At 43.8% G+C, this 21,025-nt stretch carries 18 protein-coding genes; 15 read left to right on the plus strand and 3 right to left on the minus strand.

Going from position 1 to position 21,025, the window contains the following annotated elements; all coding sequences use genetic code 11:
- The first annotated feature begins 105 nt into the window (after window positions 1-105).
- The 6 genes from cyoA (at window position 106) to PSI22_RS05185 (ending at window position 6,454) form a co-directional block, all read left to right on the plus strand.
- Entirely contained in the window at window positions 106-1,071 is a 966-nt protein-coding gene (gene cyoA / locus PSI22_RS05160) for a cytochrome o ubiquinol oxidase subunit II (RefSeq protein ID WP_273578846.1), read from the plus strand.
- 4 nt (window positions 1,072-1,075) lie between these two features.
- Window positions 1,076-3,058, plus strand: a complete 1,983-nt coding sequence (gene cyoB, locus PSI22_RS05165) for a cytochrome o ubiquinol oxidase subunit I (RefSeq protein WP_273578847.1) — start codon at window positions 1,076-1,078, stop codon at window positions 3,056-3,058.
- Complete coding sequence (locus PSI22_RS05170; protein WP_273578848.1) at window positions 3,058-3,669, plus strand: cytochrome o ubiquinol oxidase subunit III; 612 nt, start codon at window positions 3,058-3,060, stop codon at window positions 3,667-3,669. Before cyoB ends, PSI22_RS05170 begins: the two co-directional genes overlap by 1 nt.
- Window positions 3,669-4,001 carry a cytochrome o ubiquinol oxidase subunit IV gene (locus PSI22_RS05175; RefSeq protein WP_273578849.1) on the plus strand — a complete coding sequence of 111 codons (333 nt, stop codon included), beginning with the start codon at window positions 3,669-3,671 and terminating at the stop codon, window positions 3,999-4,001. Before PSI22_RS05170 ends, PSI22_RS05175 begins: the two co-directional genes overlap by 1 nt.
- 13 nt (window positions 4,002-4,014) lie before the next feature.
- Complete coding sequence (gene cyoE, locus PSI22_RS05180) at window positions 4,015-4,899, plus strand: heme o synthase (protein ID WP_038187514.1); 885 nt, start codon at window positions 4,015-4,017, stop codon at window positions 4,897-4,899.
- A gap of 187 nt (window positions 4,900-5,086) precedes the next feature.
- Entirely contained in the window at window positions 5,087-6,454 is a 1,368-nt protein-coding gene (locus PSI22_RS05185) for an MFS transporter (protein WP_273578850.1), read from the plus strand.
- A gap of 108 nt (window positions 6,455-6,562) precedes the next feature.
- Here the strand turns inward: PSI22_RS05185 and PSI22_RS05190 are convergent, their stop codons facing one another.
- Both PSI22_RS05190 and PSI22_RS05195 read right to left on the minus strand, forming a co-directional pair.
- A complete protein-coding gene (locus PSI22_RS05190; RefSeq protein WP_273578851.1) occupies window positions 6,563-8,059 on the minus strand; it encodes a glycoside hydrolase family 18 protein in 1,497 nt (498 codons plus the stop codon).
- A gap of 286 nt (window positions 8,060-8,345) precedes the next feature.
- Window positions 8,346-8,837 carry a YajQ family cyclic di-GMP-binding protein gene (locus PSI22_RS05195; protein ID WP_038205477.1) on the minus strand — a complete coding sequence of 164 codons (492 nt, stop codon included), beginning with the start codon at window positions 8,835-8,837 and terminating at the stop codon, window positions 8,346-8,348.
- Between the two features lie 209 nt (window positions 8,838-9,046).
- Here PSI22_RS05195 and panE point away from each other — a divergent pair, with 209 nt between their 5' ends.
- On the plus strand, window positions 9,047-9,961 hold the full coding sequence (gene panE, locus PSI22_RS05200; protein WP_273578852.1) for a 2-dehydropantoate 2-reductase: 915 nt from the start codon (window positions 9,047-9,049) through the stop codon (window positions 9,959-9,961).
- The gene (gene yajL, locus PSI22_RS05205) at window positions 9,921-10,517 is read left to right on the plus strand and encodes a protein deglycase YajL (protein WP_273578853.1); all 597 of its coding nucleotides are present in this window, start codon (window positions 9,921-9,923) and stop codon (window positions 10,515-10,517) included. The genes panE and yajL overlap by 41 nt, the downstream gene beginning before the upstream one ends.
- 69 nt (window positions 10,518-10,586) lie before the next feature.
- On the opposite strand, the gene thiI is transcribed toward yajL, so the two are convergent.
- Entirely contained in the window at window positions 10,587-12,035 is a 1,449-nt protein-coding gene (gene thiI / locus PSI22_RS05210) for a tRNA uracil 4-sulfurtransferase ThiI (RefSeq protein WP_273578854.1), read from the minus strand.
- A 229-nt stretch (window positions 12,036-12,264) separates the two neighbouring features.
- On the opposite strand from thiI, the gene xseB reads away from it, so the two are divergent.
- The 7 genes from xseB (at window position 12,265) to PSI22_RS05245 (ending at window position 20,402) form a co-directional block, all read left to right on the plus strand.
- A complete protein-coding gene (gene xseB / locus PSI22_RS05215) occupies window positions 12,265-12,522 on the plus strand; it encodes an exodeoxyribonuclease VII small subunit (RefSeq protein WP_273578855.1) in 258 nt (85 codons plus the stop codon).
- Window positions 12,523-12,526: 4 nt separating this feature from the next.
- Window positions 12,527-13,444, plus strand: coding sequence for a (2E,6E)-farnesyl diphosphate synthase (gene ispA / locus PSI22_RS05220; RefSeq protein ID WP_273578856.1), 918 nt, complete (start codon window positions 12,527-12,529; stop codon window positions 13,442-13,444).
- Window positions 13,445-13,640: 196 nt separating this feature from the next.
- Complete coding sequence (gene dxs, locus PSI22_RS05225; protein WP_273578857.1) at window positions 13,641-15,506, plus strand: 1-deoxy-D-xylulose-5-phosphate synthase; 1,866 nt, start codon at window positions 13,641-13,643, stop codon at window positions 15,504-15,506.
- A gap of 319 nt (window positions 15,507-15,825) precedes the next feature.
- Entirely contained in the window at window positions 15,826-16,995 is a 1,170-nt protein-coding gene (locus PSI22_RS05230; RefSeq protein ID WP_273578858.1) for a KamA family radical SAM protein, read from the plus strand.
- A 66-nt stretch (window positions 16,996-17,061) separates the two neighbouring features.
- On the plus strand, window positions 17,062-18,435 hold the full coding sequence (locus tag PSI22_RS05235) for an ATP-grasp domain-containing protein (RefSeq protein WP_273578859.1): 1,374 nt from the start codon (window positions 17,062-17,064) through the stop codon (window positions 18,433-18,435).
- A 12-nt stretch (window positions 18,436-18,447) separates the two neighbouring features.
- Window positions 18,448-19,173, plus strand: coding sequence for a 2OG-Fe dioxygenase family protein (locus PSI22_RS05240; RefSeq protein WP_273578860.1), 726 nt, complete (start codon window positions 18,448-18,450; stop codon window positions 19,171-19,173).
- Window positions 19,174-19,175: 2 nt separating this feature from the next.
- Entirely contained in the window at window positions 19,176-20,402 is a 1,227-nt protein-coding gene (locus tag PSI22_RS05245; protein ID WP_273578861.1) for an MFS transporter, read from the plus strand.
- Window positions 20,403-21,025 lie beyond the last annotated feature (623 nt).

A 21,025-nucleotide genomic window follows, 5' to 3' on the forward strand; every position in this document is an offset into this window, starting at 1 on the left:
AAGCTATCTTGCTTCCATTACAATTGTTTACACTCCGGTGACCTTACCGTAGAATGCCCGCACTGATGAAACGACAATAAAGCTTTTGTTATCTGGGGTCGCTCAATGAGACTTATGAAATACAAAAAAACTATTGGGTTGTCGTCATTACTCGCAGCCACTTTAATGCTAAACGGTTGTGATATGGTATTGATGAATCCCAAAGGGGCGATCGGCGTTGAGCAAAAAACGCTGATACTGACAGCGTTTGGCCTGATGCTGATCGTTGTTATTCCGGCTATCGTAATGGCAATCATTTTTGCTTTACGTTACCGGGAAGCCAATAAATCTGCTACTTACCGTCCAAACTGGGCACACTCAAATAAAATTGAGCTTGTCGTCTGGACTGTGCCTATTCTGATTATCATCGTCTTGGCAACCATTACATGGAAAACGACTCAGGAACTCGATCCATATAAGCCATTGGACTATGAAGAAAAACCGGTAACGATTGAAGTTATTTCCCTTGACTGGAAGTGGCTATTTATCTACCCAGAACAAGGCATTGCAACAGTAAACGAAATTGCATTCCCTACCAATGTTCCCGTGAACTTCAAAATCACGTCAGACTCTGTGATGAACTCCTTTTTCATCCCACAGTTAGGCGGTCAGATTTATGCGATGGCAGGCATGCAGACAAAACTGCACTTGATTGCCAACACACCGGATACATACAAGGGGTTCTCAGCAAGCTATAGTGGCGAAGGCTTCTCTGGCATGAAATTTACTGCAACAGCAACGCCTGATCGTGAAAGTTTTGAACAGTGGGTGCAGAAAGTTAAGGCATCACCTAAAACCCTGGATACTGTGCAGGCGTTTAATGACTTAGCTGAAAAAAGCCAAAATAATCCTGTTGAATACTTCTCAAGCGTGAAACCAAAGCTGTTCCAAGAAACTATCACCAAATTCATGGGTGACATGAAACATGGTGGTATGTTTGGTACGGCAGGTCACGGCAAAACAGAACATGGTGAAGCTGCGGATCATAATATGCATATGAGTCAGCCGGCTCATGCAGGTGTTGAGGAATAAAGGCATGTGGGGAAAATTAACACTGGATGCAATCCCACTACATGAACCCATTATTGTGGTGACTCTGATTGCAATCCTTCTCGGGGGACTGGCGGTTGTCGGTACCTTAACTTATTTCCGTAAATGGAAATGGCTCTGGAGCGAATGGTTAACCAGCGTTGACCATAAAAAAATCGGTATCATGTATATCGTCGTTGCCATGGTCATGATGGTTCGCGGTTTCGCTGACGCCATCATGATGCGAGGACAGCAAGCTCTTGCTTCCGCAGGTGAAGCCGGCTTCCTGCCCCCGCACCATTATGATCAAATCTTTACCGCCCACGGCGTTATCATGATCTTCTTCATGGCAATGCCGTTCGTTGTCGGACTGATGAACATCGTAGTTCCCCTGCAAATCGGGGCGCGTGACGTTGCTTTCCCATTCCTGAACTCACTGAGTTTCTGGTTATTCGTTGTCGGTGTCGTACTGATCAACCTCTCCCTCGGTGTAGGTGAGTTCGCACAGACAGGCTGGCTGGCCTACCCTCCTCTATCAGGTAAATTATACAACCCTGGGGTTGGTGTTGATTATTGGATATGGAGTCTCCAGCTCTCCGGTATCGGTACATTACTGACGGGCGTTAACTTCTTCGTGACTATCCTGCGTATGCGTGCGCCAGGGATGTCTATGATGAAAATGCCAGTCTTCTCATGGACCGTACTGTGTACTAACGTACTGATTATTGCAGCATTCCCAATCCTGACAGTCACTGTTGCACTGTTAACTCTGGATCGTTATATGGGCACCCATTTCTTCACCAATGATATGGGCGGCAATATGATGATGTACATCAACCTGATCTGGGCTTGGGGTCATCCAGAAGTTTACATTCTGGTTCTGCCTGTCTTTGGTATCTTCTCTGAAGTCACAGCAACCTTCGCGAAAAAACGCCTGTTTGGTTATACCTCACTGGTATGGGCGACGATTGTTATTACCATTCTGTCGTTCATTGTATGGCTGCACCACTTCTTTACGATGGGCTCTGGCGCGAACGTCAACGCCTTCTTTGGTATCGCCACGATGATTATCTCTATCCCAACTGGGGTTAAGATCTTCAACTGGCTGTTCACCATGTACCGTGGTCGTATCGAATTTAAAACCCCAATGCTGTGGACTGTTGGCTTCCTCGTCACTTTCTCCATTGGTGGTATGACAGGTGTTCTGCTGGCCGTACCTGGCGCGAACTTCGTTCTGCATAACAGTTTGTTCCTGATTGCTCACTTCCATAACGTTATTATTGGTGGTGTGGTATTCGGCTGCTTCGCAGGTACTGCTTACTGGTTCCCGAAAGCGTTTGGTTTCACACTGAACGAAAAATGGGGTATCCGTGCATTCTGGTTCTGGATCACCGGTTTCTTCGTAGCCTTTATGCCACTGTACGCGTTGGGCTTCATGGGCATGACCCGTCGTCTGAGTCAAGATATCGACCCTGCATTCCACACTATGCTGGTTGTTGCAGCGGGTGGCGTTGTCTTAATCGCTCTTGGTATTCTGTGTCAGGTTATCCAATTCTACGTCAGTATCCGTGACCGTGAACAAAACCGTGATCTGACTGGTGACCCATGGGGTGGCCGTACTCTGGAATGGTCAACTTCATCTCCGCCTCCATTCTATAACTTTGCTGAAGTTCCTCATATCCAGACTCGCGACGCATGGTGGGATATGAAGGAGAAAGACACTGCTCATAAACGTCCGGCTAAATATGAAGAAATTCATATGCCTAAAAACACAAGCGCGGGCATCATTATCAGTGCGTTCCTCTTGGTCTTCGGCTTTGCCATGATCTGGGATATCTGGTGGCTGGCTATCGCAAGTTTCGCCGGTACTATCATCACTTGGATCGTGAAAAGCTTTGACGAAGATGTTGATTACTACGTTCCTGTAGCTGAAGTCGAAAAAACTGAAAATCAGCATTATGAAGAACTGAGAAAGGCAGGTGTGAAATAATGTCGACTCAAACCCTTAACAACACAGCCGCCCATGAGCATCATGGGCACCATGACGCAGGCTCCATGAAGATATTTGGCTTCTGGATCTACCTGATGAGTGACTTGGTTCTGTTTGCAAGCCTGTTCGCCACTTATGCAGTACTGGCCAACGGCACGGCAGGTGGCCCATCCGGTAAAGATATTTTTGAATTGCCATTTGTTCTGGTCGAAACCTTCCTGCTACTGTTCAGCAGTATCACCTATGGTTTCGCCATGCTGAGCATGAACAAAGGTAAAGCTGGTCAAGTTAACCTGTGGCTGTTCATTACCTTCTTGTTCGGCCTCGGCTTCGTTTCGATGGAAATCTATGAATTCCATAAACTGATTTCAGAAGGTTTTGGCCCTGATCGCAGTGCATTCCTGTCATCCTTTTTTGCTTTAGTTGCCACTCACGGTATCCACGTCACTTGTGGTTTGATCTGGATTATTATTATGATGGTTCAGGTTGCACGCCGTGGTCTGACTGAAGTGAATCGTACTCGTCTGAGTTGTCTGAGCCTGTTCTGGCACTTCCTCGACGTAGTATGGATTTGTGTATTTACTGTCGTTTATCTGATGGGAGCTATGTAATGAGTCATCCAAATACTTCTCATTCCGGTGCCAACCACGGCAGTTTCAAAACCTATATGATTGGTTTTATCCTGTCAGTCATACTGACCGTAATTCCATTCTGGATGGTGATGGATGGCAGTGCTTCCCAAAGCACAATCCTACTTACAGTTATCGGCATGGCTGTGATTCAGATCTTCGTGCATTTTATCTATTTCCTGCACATGAACACATCGTCTGAAGAACGTTGGAACCTCGTCGCTTTGATATTCACATTGCTCGTCATCGCTATCGTTGTTGTCGGCTCTCTGTGGATTATGTACAACCTGAACATCAATATGATGGTTGATTAAAGAGTTGACTTGAATGATTAAGCAATACCTGCAAGTGACCAAACCAGGAATTATTTTCGGAAATCTAATTTCTGTGGTTGGAGGTTTTCTACTCGCTTCCAAGGGCGTAATAGATTACCCATTGTTCTTTGCTACGATGCTCGGGGTATCGCTAGTAGTTGCATCTGGTTGTGTATTTAACAACTATATCGACCGCGATATTGACCGAATCATGGAGAGAACGAAAAACAGGGTCCTTGTTAAAGGGCTTATCGATCCGAAAATCAGCCTGATTTACGCTTCAGTGTTAGGTATTGCTGGCATAGTGCTGCTCTATGTAGCAGCCAATGCCTTAGCAATGCAGTTAGCCCTCATCGGGTTTTTGATTTATGTTGGGGTTTATAGCCTCTACATGAAAAGAAAATCTGTTTACGGCACGCTGGTTGGTAGCTTGTCAGGTGCGGCACCTCCAGTTATTGGTTATTGTGCAGTAACGGGGCAGTTTGACACAGGGGCATTGATACTGTTGTTAATCTTCAGTTTATGGCAAATGCCCCACTCTTACGCCATTGCTATTTTTCGGTTCAAAGATTATCAGGCCGCCAACATTCCAGTATTGCCAGTAATTAAGGGTATTTCTGTGGCGAAAAACCACATCACCCTGTATATCCTGGCCTTTATGGTTGCCACCTTGATGCTGACAATCAGCGGCTACGCAGGTTACAAATACCTCATCGTAGCAGCCGCAGTGAGTATCTGGTGGCTAGGTATGGCATTATCGGGTTATAAAACTGCTAATGATCGTATCTGGGCTCGTAAGTTATTTATGTTTTCTATTGTCGCTATCATGTCTTTGAGCGTCATGATGTCTGTCGATTCAACAGCATCTCCAGAAACTCTGTTGACTTACGTTCGGTAATATCAAGAGGGCAAGGTCTACCCCTGCCCTCTTTTCCTTTCCCTTATCTCTTTATTCATTTACAACTTGTTTATTTATAAACGTTACTTTTTATCCATATGATTTAATTACTAATAAGATAATTAGCATTTTACGGTGGCATATTCCCATTTAAGTGAAATGTCATATCGAATTTTTTGAGGTATCCATGAACGATAATAAAATGACTCCGCTTGAACTTCGAGCAACGTGGGGCTTAGGTTCCATTTTCTCTCTACGCATGTTAGGTATGTTCATGGTTCTACCTGTTTTAACGACCTACGGCTTGGAGTTACGGGGATCCAGCGAAGCCCTGATCGGGATTGCTATTGGCATCTACGGCTTAACACAGGCAATATTTCAAATCCCATTCGGGTTGCTTTCAGACAGAATCGGTAGAAAACCCCTAATCATCGGTGGGCTGCTCATCTTTGTACTAGGCAGTATCATTGCAGCTTTGAGCGACTCTATTTGGGGCATTATTATCGGCAGAGCCTTACAGGGTGCTGGTGCAATATCTGCTGCAATCATGGCATTACTTTCTGATCTTACCCGCGAACAGAATCGTACAAAAGCTATGGCATTCATTGGCATTAGCTTTGGTATTACCTTCGCCTTTGCTATTGTTGTCGGCCCTATCATCACACACCAAATAGGGTTAAATGGTCTGTTTGGAGCAATAGCGATCCTGGCCAGTTGTGGTATCTTGATCACCTTGTTTGCTGTACCGTCTGCGCATAAACACATACTGAATCGCGAGTCTGGAATTGCCCGTGGCAGTTTTCGGCGCGTACTCTCTGACCCTCAGCTACTAAAACTCAATTTTGGCATTCTCAGCCTGCATATTTTATTGATGTCGAGTTTTATTGCCCTCCCCCTCATCATGGAAAAAGCCGGCTTTCCACCACAGCAACACTGGAAAGTTTACTTAATTACCACACTCATTTCTTTTATTGCTGTTTTACCCTTCATTATCTACGCAGAGAAAAAACGCCGTATGAAACAGGTATTTTTACTTTGCATCGGACTGTTATTCATCGCCGAATTAGTTTTATGGTCAGTGGGTTCACACCTTTGGGGAATTTTTGCAGGTATTCAGGTGTTCTTTCTCGCTTTTAATATTATGGAAGCTATTTTACCATCACTCATCAGTAAAGAAGCCCCCGCTGGTTACAAAGGTACGGCGATGGGTGTTTACTCTACCAGCCAATTCCTCGGTGTCGCATTGGGAGGCTTCCTCGGTGGAATGCTCTATGAACTGCAAGGCGCATCATTGGTATTTATGGGGGGTATTGTGCTAACCGCACTCTGGTTTATTATCAGCCTGACACTACGTCAACCACCTTATGTCAGCAGCATCAGGATTGTCTTACCTGAGCAATTGAATAATCCTGATATCTTAGAAAAGAAAATATTGTCACAGGCGGGTGTAAAAGATATTGTCATCGCACTAGAAGAACTCAGTGCGTATGTCAAAGTTGATACAAAACAGACCAACCGAGAACAATTAGAACAGCTTGTTCTGTCTCATAAATAACCACCGCTGTTTGTAATAAAACAGTACGGTGCATGGAAATAATACCCTAGCACCGTACTATGCCTGTATTGGGTAATTTACCCAATATCATACTTTAAACATAACACTTTATTTATTGGTTTTGCCTTTATAATAGAAAGGCTCCATGTCAATTTTCTTAATCAACAATGGGCACCCCAGACCTTCACGAGCCGCATTCACCAATGGTCCTCTATCCTGATCCGCTGTCCAAGTGAAGACTCCACCTAGATTTTTTTCCAATGCATATTTTGCTTTGGCTTTCACTGTACGCGGTGTATCCAGTGATATAAACAATTTACTGTTTTGATTATAAAGATAGTCTGCATCCGCAACTTCATCTGTATAAAGGGTAAAACCATTTTTATCTTTACGAGATTCTAGATCCAGATAATTATATATCGTGTCATACCATTCTGTTGAGCCGGATTCAAATGTTCCAGTAGTCGTACCCGTTAAAGGACTATAACTGCCCGATAATGGCGAATAACTGGTAATATTGGTATTTTTAGCATTACGAGAATATCCGGCATAACCAATATTGATAGCTTGAGATGGCACACCAACACTAAGTAAATACTCAACCGCTTTTTCCACACTATTTTCACTGCCAGGATAACGGCGCAAATTAGTATGGTGCCTTAACTTATCAGCCCACGGAGTACCAAAGAAATCATAGGTCATGACATTGATGCCATATAATCCAACCTTTAATAATTCAGGTATTTTGGATTTTTCCATAATATCTGGTACGGCAGAGCAAGCGATGCTGATTTTAATATCAGAACGTCCTGCGTTCTTAAATGCAGAAGATAAATCGCGGATTAGGTCAATATAATATTTACCATCCTCCGAGTTGTGCGGGTTATCGTTTCCTTTCGCTCCAGGATATTCCCAATCAATATCTACTTCAGTGAACATGGGGAAGCGTTTAAAGATATCGATCAAACTGGAAATAAATTTGGATTTCAATTGGCTGTCCCTGACCATATTGTAAAAACCATTACTCATGGTCCAACCACCGACGCTGAATGACATTACCAGTTCATGGCCTTGCGCCCTTGCTGCATCCTGTATTTTTGCCAACCCACCTAGCACTCCCATAGATTTGTCCTGATTAAAATCTCTGGGCATCTGAACGTCTTGCCACCTAGGGAAAGTACAGTTTACATAAGATTGACAATCGCCCCATTCATCGGTAAATGTGACTTCGCCATTATTGTAACGACCAAACTTCGGTGCTGCCCGAGAAATTAACGCTTTCTTCTCACCTTGATCACCTACTATCCCACAGAAACCGATAATCAATTTATCATAGGCGAAAGGGTTATCAAGCAAGTGTTGTAAATCAATACCTCGTCCCCGTGCTGAAGGGGTTTGATTACCTTGCAGGCGGCTATCATATTGTGACCAGTCAGTATAATAGCCTATAACCTTAGGCTTGTTTTTAACGTTATATTTATTATAAACGGGTAAAGCAACTCTTCCAGATGTATAACTAAATTTTGTTGTTTCTGTTGCCGGAATAAAATGATCTAAACGGTAAGATTCTTCACTGAGAGAATCCAACTGAGTTAACTTTGACATAAACTCTCCTTTTTTAAAATTAGAATTACATGTCTAACTATATAACTTCGGTCATCATCCTAACTCACGCATTTTTAACTTTATACCTCATCATTTATTAGTATTATATTATGAATAGCATTCTATAAAAAAATAAAAATCTACTCGGAAATCATTTTAAATAAAAATAATCAAGTTTATTTGATGGGAAATTTATTAAGGGAGGCATTAGTAATTACTGAAATTACTCTGCTTCCCTTAAATATTTTGGCCAATCCAAAAAAACAAATCCGTCGATTACCGAAAGTTAGTCACGGAAATTAGTAAACTGGAAAGGTTGCCCCAACTCTGCACCACGAACCAGTGTCATCACACTTTGCAGGTCATCGCGCGCTTTGCCCGTAACCCGAACTTGTTCACCCTGAATCTGTGCCTGCACTTTCAGTTTGCTGTCTTTGATCAGCTTCACAATCTTCTTCGCCAATGGTGTATCGATACCTTGCAGGAAGGTTGCCTCTACACTATAGGTTTTACCACTGTGAACCATATTTTCGGCAACATTGAGCACCGAACCATCGATTCCACGTTTGGCAAATTTTTCACGGAGGATGTCAACCAATTGGTTGACTTGAAAGTCAGATTCACTCGCAATCTTAACTGATTCATTCTTCTCGTTTAATTCAAAACTCGCATTGACGTTGCGAAAATCCCAGCGATTGGTTAATTCTCTCTGTGCGTTCTCTACTGCGTTACGCACTTCCTGCATATCAACTTCTGAAACAATATCAAATGATGGCATTACCAGTCACCTCCTGCTTATCAATAAGTTGGCATGATAACCGCTTTCCATTATTGGCAAAAGATCTATACTCGGGAGGTTCTGCGATCTTTTGGCATTTACGCTACTTTTTGAGGTCGTTTGATTTGAGATCGTTTGATTTAAGGCCGTTTGAAATCAGCATTGTTTCGAGGTTCTCCATAAAAGCGCCTCTCATCTCAAGGAAGTATATGAAAATCACCGTTCTTGGCTGTGGTGCTATAGGTAAACTGTGGCTTGTGGCCTTATCCCAGCAAAATCACGACACTCAAGCATGGATAAGGGTTCCACAACCTTTTGTCTCGGTTCGTATCGATAATTTCAATGGTAAGGTATTTGATCAACAATTTCCTGCCAATGACGAAAAGCATCTCGCCGAAAGCGAATTGTTGCTCGTCTGTTTAAAAGCATGGCAAGTTTCTGATGCCATCAATAACCTCGCCCCTAAACTTTCTCCTCATTGTCCGATCCTGTTACTACACAATGGAATGGGATCACAGGAAGAATTTTTACCTTTGCCCAACCCCATTTTACTTGGTGTGACCACTCACGGCTCCTATCAGGAAAATGGCATTGTTTACCACAAATCGCAAGGTATTACCCATATTGGTTCCGCGACGGCTAACGCCGATAAATTCAGTTTTCTGGCAGATGTCTTACACTATGCGCTGCCCGATGTAGCATGGCACAATGAAATCCACACCATCAGTTGGCTCAAGCTTGCCGTCAACTGTATTATCAATCCACTCACAGTAATTTATGACTGTAAAAATGGCAATCTATTGCAGCATACTGCGCAAATCGATTTACTGTGCGACGAAATTCACCAAGTGATGGAACGCGATAATCTGCATACGACCAAACAGATGCTTGTTGATTATGTTATGAATGTGATTGAACAGACTTCTGAAAATTATTCATCCATGCTACAGGATATACGGGCACAACGGCATACAGAAATAGATTACATTACAGGTTTTTTACTACGCCGAGCCCGTGCTTATGGGCTGTCCATCAAAGAAAACGCTATTATTTATCAATGCATTAAACGCAAGGAGGAGGAATATGAACGCCTCAGCCCTCATCTGCCTGGCTCACGGCAGTGAAGAAACCGAAGCCGTTATCACTATTGATTTACTGGTTCGAGCAGAGATTGATGTTACCGTAGCCAGTGCCGCAACAGATGGTGCCCTCATACTAACCTGTTCACGTGGCGTCAAAATCGTTGCCGATACACCTTTGATTAATGTTGTTGATGAAGATTTTGATGCCATTATCTTACCAGGAGGAATAAAAGGAGCAGAGTGTTTCCGTGATAGCCCGTTAGTGGTAGAAAAAATTCGAACAGCACACAACCAAGGCAAAATCATTGCAGCAATCTGTGCATCTCCTGCCATCGTTCTGGAATATCATCAACTCTTTCCTATCGGAAATATGACAGGTTATCCCAGCATGCAGGATAAAATCGCGCCGGAAAAATGGATCGACCGTCGGGTCTATTTTGATGAAAGGGTCAATTTGCTGACCAGTCAAGGGCCTGCTACCACTTTTGATTTTGCACTGAAGTTAATTGAACTGCTGAAGGGGAAAGAGAAGGCGGCAGAAGTTGCTGCACAACTGGTATTGCCACCTGGTATCAATAATTACCAGCATCAACAATAAAAACCGGATTTGCATAGGCTGCTTACAGAATATTATTCCTGTAAGCAGTTCTGCTGCCCTGATTTCAGATCAAGGCCGATAAATCTTCACGTTCTCAAAACCTTGCTCTCGCAGATAAAGGGCTTGTAAACGGCTCATCACGCCCCTTTCACAATAAAGCAGGTAATTTTTCTCTTTTGGCAGATCACCAAACTGAGTGCCCAACTTATAGAAAGGCAATGACTGAATTTCGACTCCATCCACACTTAATGGGCGATCATCTTGTTCATCTGGCGCACGAATATCCAGTAGCACATCACTGGTGGAAAATTCAGTGACTGTTTCCACTTCAACAACCTGCTCACACGCCTGCTCTGCAATCTGACGGATATCCAGATTCTGAGCTTCACTTACCACGCGATCCAGAATCTCAAAATCAAAATTGGCTTCTTCCGCTTCAATTTTGGCTTTCACCGCTTTCACAGTCGGGCTTTTTGAAATAACGCCACAAAATTCAGGCATGGTACGAGCAAAATCTTCCGTGCCAATCTCACGAGCCAACTTAATGATGTGCTCTTTATCGTGAGAAATCAGAGGGCGGAGGATCAGCGTATCAGAAGCATTATCAATCAGCCTTAAGTTAGTCAAAGTCTGGCTGGATACCTGCCCCAAAGCCTCTCCGGTCACAATGGCCTGTACACCGTAGCGCTCCGCAATCCTGGAAGATGCCCTGACCATCATTCTTTTTAGTACAACGCCCATCTGGCCGTCATCCACTTTTTCGAGGATCTCCGCGACGACTGGCTCGAAATCAACAGCAACAAAACGGACTTTATGGGAACTGCCAAACCGATTCCACAAATAATGGGCAACCTGTTTCACGCCAATTTCATGAGCTGAACCGCCAAGGTTAAAGAAACAGTAGTGTACGCGGCAGCCACGGCGCATCAGCATGTAACTGGAAACACCGGAATCAAACCCACCTGAAATCAACGACAATACATCTTCCTGTGTCCCGATAGGAAAACCACCTATCCCTTCATGGCGAGCTTTAACCAGAATCAGTATATCCTGTTCGATCTCTAAATTTACGGTTACATCCGGATGCGTTAATTTCACTTTGGCTGATTCAATGTGCTGATTCAGGCCACCACCGACATATCGCTCGACTTCATTGGAAGTAAAGCTATGCTTACCTCGACGCTTTACACGCACACAAAATGTTTTTCCATGCAGCAAATGGCCATAAGCTTCGTAGGTTTGTTCAAAAATATGATGCAAGTCACGAAAATCTCGTTCTTCTACTTGCAGTATATGGTGAATACCTGGAATACGTGTTAATGCATCACAAATTTCTCCACCAAGGTTATCATTTTTAGCTCGAACTTCGATATTATCCCAGTGGCGGACAACAGCAATCTCCTCTGATAATGTTTTCAGCACATTGCGGATATTGCTGGCAAGGATTTTAATAAAACGTAACCGGACGGTCTGGCTCTTAATCGTAATTTCTGGGAATAATTTAATGATAAACTTCATAGTAAGATATAGTAGTCATTCAATGTTGAACTATCACAATCAATATCAATGATTGTTCTTAAATGTTCAGTTAGATAGGGCGTAGAGTATAACACCAATCTCACTATATCGACTGTAAAAAAACAGCGGTAACGAATGATTTATTTCTTCCAGTGTAGTAGGGTACTCTGCAATTCTGTAGCGAACTTGCTTGACTGTAATTCGTTAAATAATCATACCTTAAATCATTATGTCTAAAGCAAATCAAACATCAGAAATCGGACAGACACCAGCATTTGAGACTTCCCTGAAAGAGCTGGAGGAAATTGTCACCCGCTTGGAATCAGGGAAACTCCCCTTAGAAAGTGCATTAAATGAGTTTGAACGCGGTATTCAACTTGCAAGGCAGGGACAAAAAACCCTCCAGCAGGCGGAGCAAAGAGTGCAGATTTTATTGGATCATGATGCACAATCGCCGCTTGATGAATTTTCGCCTGACGCTGAGTAAATTTATGTCTGAACAATATAAGGCTCCTTTTGAAGAGCAATTAAGCACTTGTCAGCAGCATGTCAATGATAAGCTGATGGCAACATTTTCTTCATTACCTTTTTTGGGCAGCCCATTAGCGACAGCAATGCTGCATGGAACGGTACTAGGCGGCAAGCGGTTGCGCCCATTTTTGGTTTACAGCGTGGGCGAAATGTTTGGCCTTTCCAAAGAGAGTCTTGATGCCCCTGCTCTCGCCTTAGAATGCATTCATGCCTATTCACTGATCCATGATGATTTGCCCGCAATGGACAACGACGATTTACGCCGTGGTCAGCCCACCTGCCATATCAAATTTGGCGAGAGTCTGGCAATTCTGGCTGGAGATGCATTACAGTCATTGGCATTTGAGATACTGGCAAAGCAAGATATGCCAAATGTTGCCTTATCCGATCGCCTTGCAATGGTTGCTGAACTGGCAACAGCGAGTGGTCTTGCTGGCATGTGCGGAGGGCAGTCACTGGATTTAGAAGCAGAGGGAAAACAGATCGACCTTGCTGCTCTAGAACAAATCCACCGGCATAAAACAGGCGCATTAATACGTACAGCCGTCAGGCTTGGAGCTTACAGTGCTGGGCAACGTGGCCGTGAAGTACTCCCTTTGCTGGATCAATACGCTCAAGCCATTGGCCTCGCATTTCAGGTACATGATGATATTCTGGATGTCATTGGCAATACAGACGTTATCGGCAAGCGGCAGGGGAACGATCAGCAACTTGGTAAAAGCACTTATCCTGCGCTATTGGGTTTGGAACAAGCCAAGAAAAAAGCGAGGGATCTCTATGAAGAAGCGCTCGCCGCACTCACGGAACTGGAAAAACAATCCTATAACACCGTGATCTTAAAAAAACTGGCTGGTTTTATCATCGAAAGAAACAGTTAAAAAAGTGAGCCATAACAATCACCGATCATATTAGTTACTAGTTATATTAATCACTGGTTATATTATTCATCGGTTATAACAGCAATCCAATAATCAATAAAATGGCCTCATAAGGCGAACCCAGAAATTACACACTGATAACAACAGGGTTCTTAATATTCAACTTCTAACGGGATAGCATTTTAACGGGCATAGCATGAGCATTGATATAGCGAAATATCCAACATTGGCATTGGCGGAAACTCCCGAAGAACTTCGCCTGCTACCCAAAGACACTTTGCCAAAGTTATGCGACGAACTGCGTCAATTTTTGCTAAACAGTGTCAGTCGCTCCAGCGGTCACTTTGCTTCCGGCCTCGGTACTGTCGAATTAACAGTCGCACTTCATTATGTTTATAAAACACCGTTTGACAATTTAGTTTGGGATGTCGGTCATCAGGCCTATCCGCACAAAATATTGACCGGACGCCGTGATCACATTAACACTATTCGTCAGAAAAATGGGCTCCACCCCTTCCCGTGGCGAGATGAAAGTGAATATGACACCCTGTGTGTCGGCCATTCATCCACTTCAATTAGCGCTGGATTGGGCATGGCCATTGCGGCAAAACATGAAGACAAGGGCCGCAAAACCGTCTGCGTCATTGGTGATGGAGCTATCACTGCTGGCATGGCTTTCGAAGCTATGAACCATGCTGGGGATATCGATCCCGATATGCTGGTTATCCTCAATGACAATGAAATGTCCATTTCTGAAAACGTTGGCGCGTTGAATAACCACCTGGCGCATCTTCTTTCAGGTAAATTGTATACAACCCTACGTGAAGGAGGCAAAAAAGTCTTTTCCAACCTGCCTCCCATCAAAGAGTTACTGAAGAAAACCGAAGAACACCTAAAAGGCATGGTCGTTCCCGGAACGCTATTCGAAGAGCTAGGGTTTAACTACATCGGCCCTGTCGATGGTCATGACGTATTGGCACTGACCCAGACCCTGAAAAATATGCGTGAGCTGAAAGGGCCGCAATTCCTGCATATCATGACCAAAAAAGGCCGTGGTTATGCACCTGCGGAAAAAGATCCCATCGGTTGGCATGCTGTCCCCAAATTCGATCCGGCTACAGGTTCCTTGCCGAAAAGTTCAGATACCCGCCCGACATTTTCCAAGATCTTCGGTGACTGGCTGTGTGAAGAAGCTGCCCATGATAAAAAACTGATGGCGATCACCCCTGCCATGCGGGAAGGCTCAGGTATGGTTCGTTTCTCCCGCGAATACCCTGAACAATACTTTGACGTGGCTATTGCCGAACAACACTCTGTCACTTTTGCGGCAGGGCTGGCTATTGGTGGTTACAAACCGATTGTGGCAATTTACTCCACCTTCCTGCAACGTGCTTATGATCAGGTGATCCATGACGTCGCCATCCAGAATCTGCCCGTGCTGTTTGCCATCGACCGTGGCGGTATTGTTGGCGCGGACGGACAGACTCATCAAGGTGCATTCGACCTCTCATTCCTGCGTTGTATCCCAAATATGGTGATCATGGCACCCAGTGATGAAAATGAGTGCCGTCAGATGCTGCATACCGGCCATCACTATCAGAGCGGCCCGGCGGCTGTTCGTTATCCTCGTGGAACCGGAACAGGTGCTGAACTCCAGCCACTGGAGGCATTGCCAATCGGCAAAGGCATCGTTCGTCGTCAGGGAGAACGCATTGCCATCCTGAACTTCGGAACGCTACTGCCAGACGCATTGCAATCCGCCGAAGCCTTGAACGCAACCGTTGTTGATATGCGCTTTATTAAACCACTAGATAACCAACTGGTGCTGGAAATGGCAGCCAGCCATGATATGTTGGTCACTTTGGAAGAAAACGCCATCATGGGTGGAGCAGGCAGCGGCGTCAATGAACTGCTGATGCAAACAGGTCAGCCTGTTCCGGTATTAAACCTCGGTTTGCCTGATCACTTTATCCCTCAGGGAACACAAGAAGAGATCCGAGCTGATTTAGGGTTAGATGCCACTGGAATTCAACACGCTATCGAAAAATATCTGGCTAAATAATCTTCAAAAAAGGATGTGTGTTCTTTGCAGCCACGCATCCTTTTTTCTTCTGCTCTTTCCTTTTCAACCTCAAAATTTTTCCTGCTCAAATTTTTCTTTTCGAATGCCCTACTGACATAAACCCGCTCAAAATTTTTCAAAAAACTAATCAGTTATATCAATCTTCAATATAACCATTTCACGACTGTCTTCTCATTTTTGAAATCATCATATTAATTTTAATAAAAATCAATGTGACAATACACATGCAATTTCAATGGTTATTAATCAAAGAGACATGAATTAATAAAAACACAAAATAAAAATTAAGGTTAATTTAATGAATAATTCCAATGCCGTACCTCATTCACAACAATTCCTTTTTAATCCTAATGAAAATTGGCTTGATTGGCGCTGGCAACAAAAAAACGCCTTACGTGATGAGGCCGCTTTACGTTCCGCCTGTGGTGGATGGAGTGACGAAATAGCCTTACGTATCCAACAAAATTTACAGGGGCAAAAAATGCAGATCACCCCCTACTACCTCCGTCAAATTTTAGCCACCAGCCAATCTGACGACATCACGGCAAACCCACTCTGGCGACAAGTGGTTCCATTCTGGAGTGAAGAGGAACTGAACGGCTACGATGGAGAAACAGAAAACTGGGAGCTCAATGATGAGATGAAAACGCCCATCTGCCAGCATAAATATGATAATCGGGTCATATTGCGCATGGTCAACGCCTGTAACTCCTACTGCCAATTCTGCTTTGAAGCTCTGCGAACCTTGAAAGTAGATTCCGGCAAATCCAATGCAGGCCGAAGCTCTTTCCAACAATCCCTCGAATACATCAAGAATACGCCTTCAGTAGAAGAAGTGATCCTGAGCGGCGGCGATCCCTTAATGCTGACAGATAACAGGCTGGATGAATCATTGGCCGCCATCCGGGAAATCCGCGATGACCTGTTGATCCGCATTCATTCCCGTGCCTTGACCTTCAACCCTTACCGCATTACAGATGCTCTGATAGAGACATTAAAAAAATACCGCATCAATGCCTTCGGTGTTCATGTCTGTCATCCATTTGAACTCAGCGAAGAATTTCAAACTGCCGTTCGCCGCATCCAGAGTGCCGTACCGATTGTTTTTTCCAACATGCCTTTCCTGCGGGGTATCAATGACAACGAAGAAACCCTCCACAAGCTGTTTATCGATCTGTATCGCATGGGCGTAAAACCCTACTACCTCTACCACTTTATGCCTTTCTCACCAGGTTCTTCTGAATATAAAGCCTCGATCAACGATGCCATCGCTATCATGAGTAGACTCAAACGTCGCGTTTCAAATATCGCCTTACCGGAATACGTTCTGCCGCATATGAAAGGCAAATTTACTGTTCCTCTGTTCACTCATCCGCAAGAGATGCCCTATTTTGAAACCCTCAATGGCAAACGTTATTACCGCTTTATCAACTGGCAAAACGAACAATGTGAATGGCTGGATAACTAGGCTTTAGCCACTTTTCTCACTGTTCTATAAAAAATGAATAAAGCTTATTTATTTTAAGGATGCCAAATGAAACCAAACGCCATTTTGTTTGTTGACATCGACGATGCTGAAATCACGCGATATACCTATCGGGAGCCGCACTTTGCCGCAGCAAAAGAGATGGGGCTACTTTGCCTTACGGCAGCCCTTCAAGGACGCCAGCATACAGAGCGACTTTTCGCTGATAGTGACGAAGTTTTTTATGTGGAATCAATGACGCAGGATGCTTTACGGGATCTAGTCCACACCTTACGTCATACCTACAACCTGCGTGCTATTTTATGCCATGCAGGCCATGCCTCTGCCAGTGGGCAAGTCGGCTGTATTGTTGCCGAAATATGTCAGGAAATAGAGTTACCGCACGCTTCTTCCAGTGCCATTGCCACCTGTAACAACAAATTCCTGATGCGTCAGACATTACAGCAGCATGGTATTCGATCAATACGCCATGCACTGTGTAATAACGAAGAAGAACTGTGTTCACAAGCCAATTTGATTGGCTATCCGTTAATTGCCAAACCGCCGTTCGGGGCAGGTTCAGTCTTTATCAAAAAATGCAACAACTGGGCTGAATTACTGGCTCATTACCAAGCACTTACAGCCCATTACGCGCACTCTAACTACACCGATTTTATGGGCAACCAACAAGAATGCGTGACGCCTAAAGGTGAAAAATACGTTAGCATTCCAGGAAAAAGCCTACTGTTGGAAGAATATATTGATGGCATAGAAGGTACGATTGAGTGCGCCATTAACCAGCACACTATATATCCAGTCTTGATCAATGAAAAATTGATCCTGACAGAGAAAAGCAACACCGTGCTAGAAAACCTACTCATTACTCCACCCGTGTCATTTTCACCATCAGAACAGGAACAAATCAAAAACTACGCTATAGCTTGCCTGAACGCCGTTGGTTTAAACAATGCAATTGCTCACCTTGAATTTCGTATGACTTCCGAAGGCCCTGTCGTGATTGAAATAAACCCACGGCTCGGAGGGCTGTTTGTCAACTCGGCTTTCCGTGATCTTGCAGGTCTGAACCCTTATCAGCTTTATCTTTCCATCCTCATACAAGATCAAGAAGTTGATTTCCAACTTACCCAAGCTTGCAAACAAGCAGAACAAGCCACACAACACTACTCAATGATTGTTATGTATCCAGATACAAACGGTCATTTTAAAGGCATCGAGAACTTTAACTATCTCAAAAGTCAACCATGCATACTCGAATGTATGTCTTATACCAATGACTGCTATATCAACGCAGAAATTGAAGAGCATTATCTGATTAAGTGCTGGGCAAAAGTCGAAGGAGCATCCCATGCCCATACGTTGCACAGCAATATGCTAGAAAATGTCAAACCCATCATTATTCCAGAATCTGATCTGATTTCATGAGGCTGCTACACGATGAACATTACGAATATCTCAGCAAATTTAATAAACGAACATTATTGCCATATTCCACATTTCAGTGAATTGATTCCCTGTGATTCAGAAGCAACTAAAACGTTTAAAGGCCATTGGGATAATCTGGTTCTGGATCAGAATTTCAAAGACTATACCCACAGGGAGAGGCGTATTCTGCGCTACCATTATCACCCCGGCACAGAAACCCCCTTCCGGCTCAATCAAGATACTGAATATCGATCATCAGTAACCTATGACATTGAATACAAAAAAGGCACCAATCAACTCAGTTATGCTGAAGATATATTTATTAACGATCCGATCATGCAGCATATTCTTTCAATGGATATTGCTATTTTAGGAGATCGATTAATAAAAGGTTGCCACTATTCGATTGATATTCATCAATTTCGTGTTAAGGCATTTGCGGGAAAAGAAAGCCCAACGACTTCAGGTATTCATCAGGACGGGCAGGATTGGATCTTTATGCATTTTATCCAAAGCCATAATATCGCACCTGTTATTTCCGAAGTTCACTCAACCGCAGATGAAGCACCTCCTTTGCTACATACCGCGATGGAACAGTTTCTAGAAACACTCGCAATAAATGACAGACAACTTTATCATCGAGCGAGCAATGTTCGACAAATATCTCCTACAATCACGGCATTTCGGGATCTGTTGCTGGTGACTTTCCGGCAACGCCCTGAACAACAAGAGAGCTAATAATGTCAAGCCAGGAAAATAGTTTGAATTTGCGTTGGTCTGGTCTAAATGCCTTGCTGATCGTCAGTGCACGATTCGTATCTGATTTTGGTGCATTCCTGAATATGGTTGCGCTATCCACCTATGTTTACCTGCTTAGTGATAGCGTCATGCACGTCAGTATTTTTCTGGCCTGCCGTGTTGCAGGCGGGATCATTGCCAGCCTGATAGGTACTCCATTCTTCAGGCGATTTGCCGGACGCTGGCCACTGGTCTGTTTCGATTTATTGCGGGTCATTCTGCTATCTCTGTTATTGGTGATACCAGCTTCACAGCAGTTACTGATCTTACCGATGATCGCTTTCGGCATTGGCTTAGGCAACTCGATGTTTGCCATCGGGCTGAACAGCCAACTCCCTTACTGGGTACACGCTTCCCAACGCATATCAACCAACTCCTGGCTAACATCCGTCGCCGCCACGGGCGCAGTACTTGGCAGTTTGGTATCCGGTTTGTTAGTCGCCAGCAATGGTTATGAAATAGTCTTTATCGTCAATATCATTACCTACCTGCTGGCCGCATTCTTGATTATTCCTTTGCGTTTCCTCACCCATCCTGAACAGAAAACATCGCGGGAACGGGGTAACGAATGGCGTGAGTTAATCCGCGGCTTACGTGGTGCTCCGATGCTGGCAGGAATGCTGTTCCTCAGTTTGGCTGACACCCTCGGCAGCGCCGCCCATAACGTGGGCTTTCCTGTCATTTCTAAGTTACTTACGCCAGATAACGCCAGTACCACAATGGGCTTACTGCTGGCGACATGGGCGTTGGGAAAATTCAGTGGGGCACGTCTGACCAGCTACCTGCTGCGCAACCGCAATTTATTGAAGATGGAGAAACTCTTTTTTCTGGGCGTTGCGTTAATGTCAACCGGGTTTATCCTTACTTTCCAACAAACCAGCCAGCTTTGGCTGCTCGTGTTTGCAGTCTGGGCAGGTATCGGAGACGGAATAGCAGAAGTCAGCCTGATTTCACGGGCGCAAAGTGAACCGGAAAGTTTACGCTTGCCGATTTTCAGTTTGCTGACACTGATGCAAATGACGGGATTCGGTATAGGCATGTTGCTGGTCGCACCTTTTTACGTCTGGCTACCACCTTCCGTCGTGATCCTGATATTCCACGGTTTGCCACTTACTGTGCTAGTTATCATCCTAATATGGATGCGGCGTTTTACTACAAGTAAAGCGTAAGCCTCATTGCAGTTATCAATTTAAAAACCAGCACCGAAGTATTCTATATTACTTTTCGGTACTGGTTTTCCAGAAAGCTTGTCAATGATGATAGACAAACCCGCCTGCTTGCCATTTTTCGCCTACTGATTTAAGGAAGAAAGTATATCTGGCGGCGCCAGCCTAATATATAGGTTATTAAATACGTGTAAAATCCCCAATTGCGTATAACGATGTTGCATTTATTATGTGAATCCATCTAAATTTATAATAAAGCAAATTACCTTTATAAGATGAAGATAATTACATCCACCAAAACACAATTCTGACAAATAGATACTGTTAAAAATTACATCCCAATAATGCTAAAAGCAAAATTCACGATACCACATAAGCATTTATCAAAAATATAACCCACACATCATTAATATGAGTTTTTCATTCTTAAGCATCTATGCCCTATAAATTTCAAGTTGCAGTTAACAAAATATTTTTGGGAAATAAACTATTTTTCATTCAAGAAGTGATCTGCATTCCATTTTTACAATCCAATTCGAATTTAATTTGCTTAATCCTTAATCGCAATCTATCTATTGTTCAACAATACAAAAACAATGCATTAACAATAACCGCAAATTAATCCA

This window comes from Xenorhabdus aichiensis (genome assembly GCF_028598775.1).
Taxonomy (GTDB): Bacteria; Pseudomonadota; Gammaproteobacteria; order Enterobacterales; family Enterobacteriaceae; genus Xenorhabdus; species Xenorhabdus bovienii.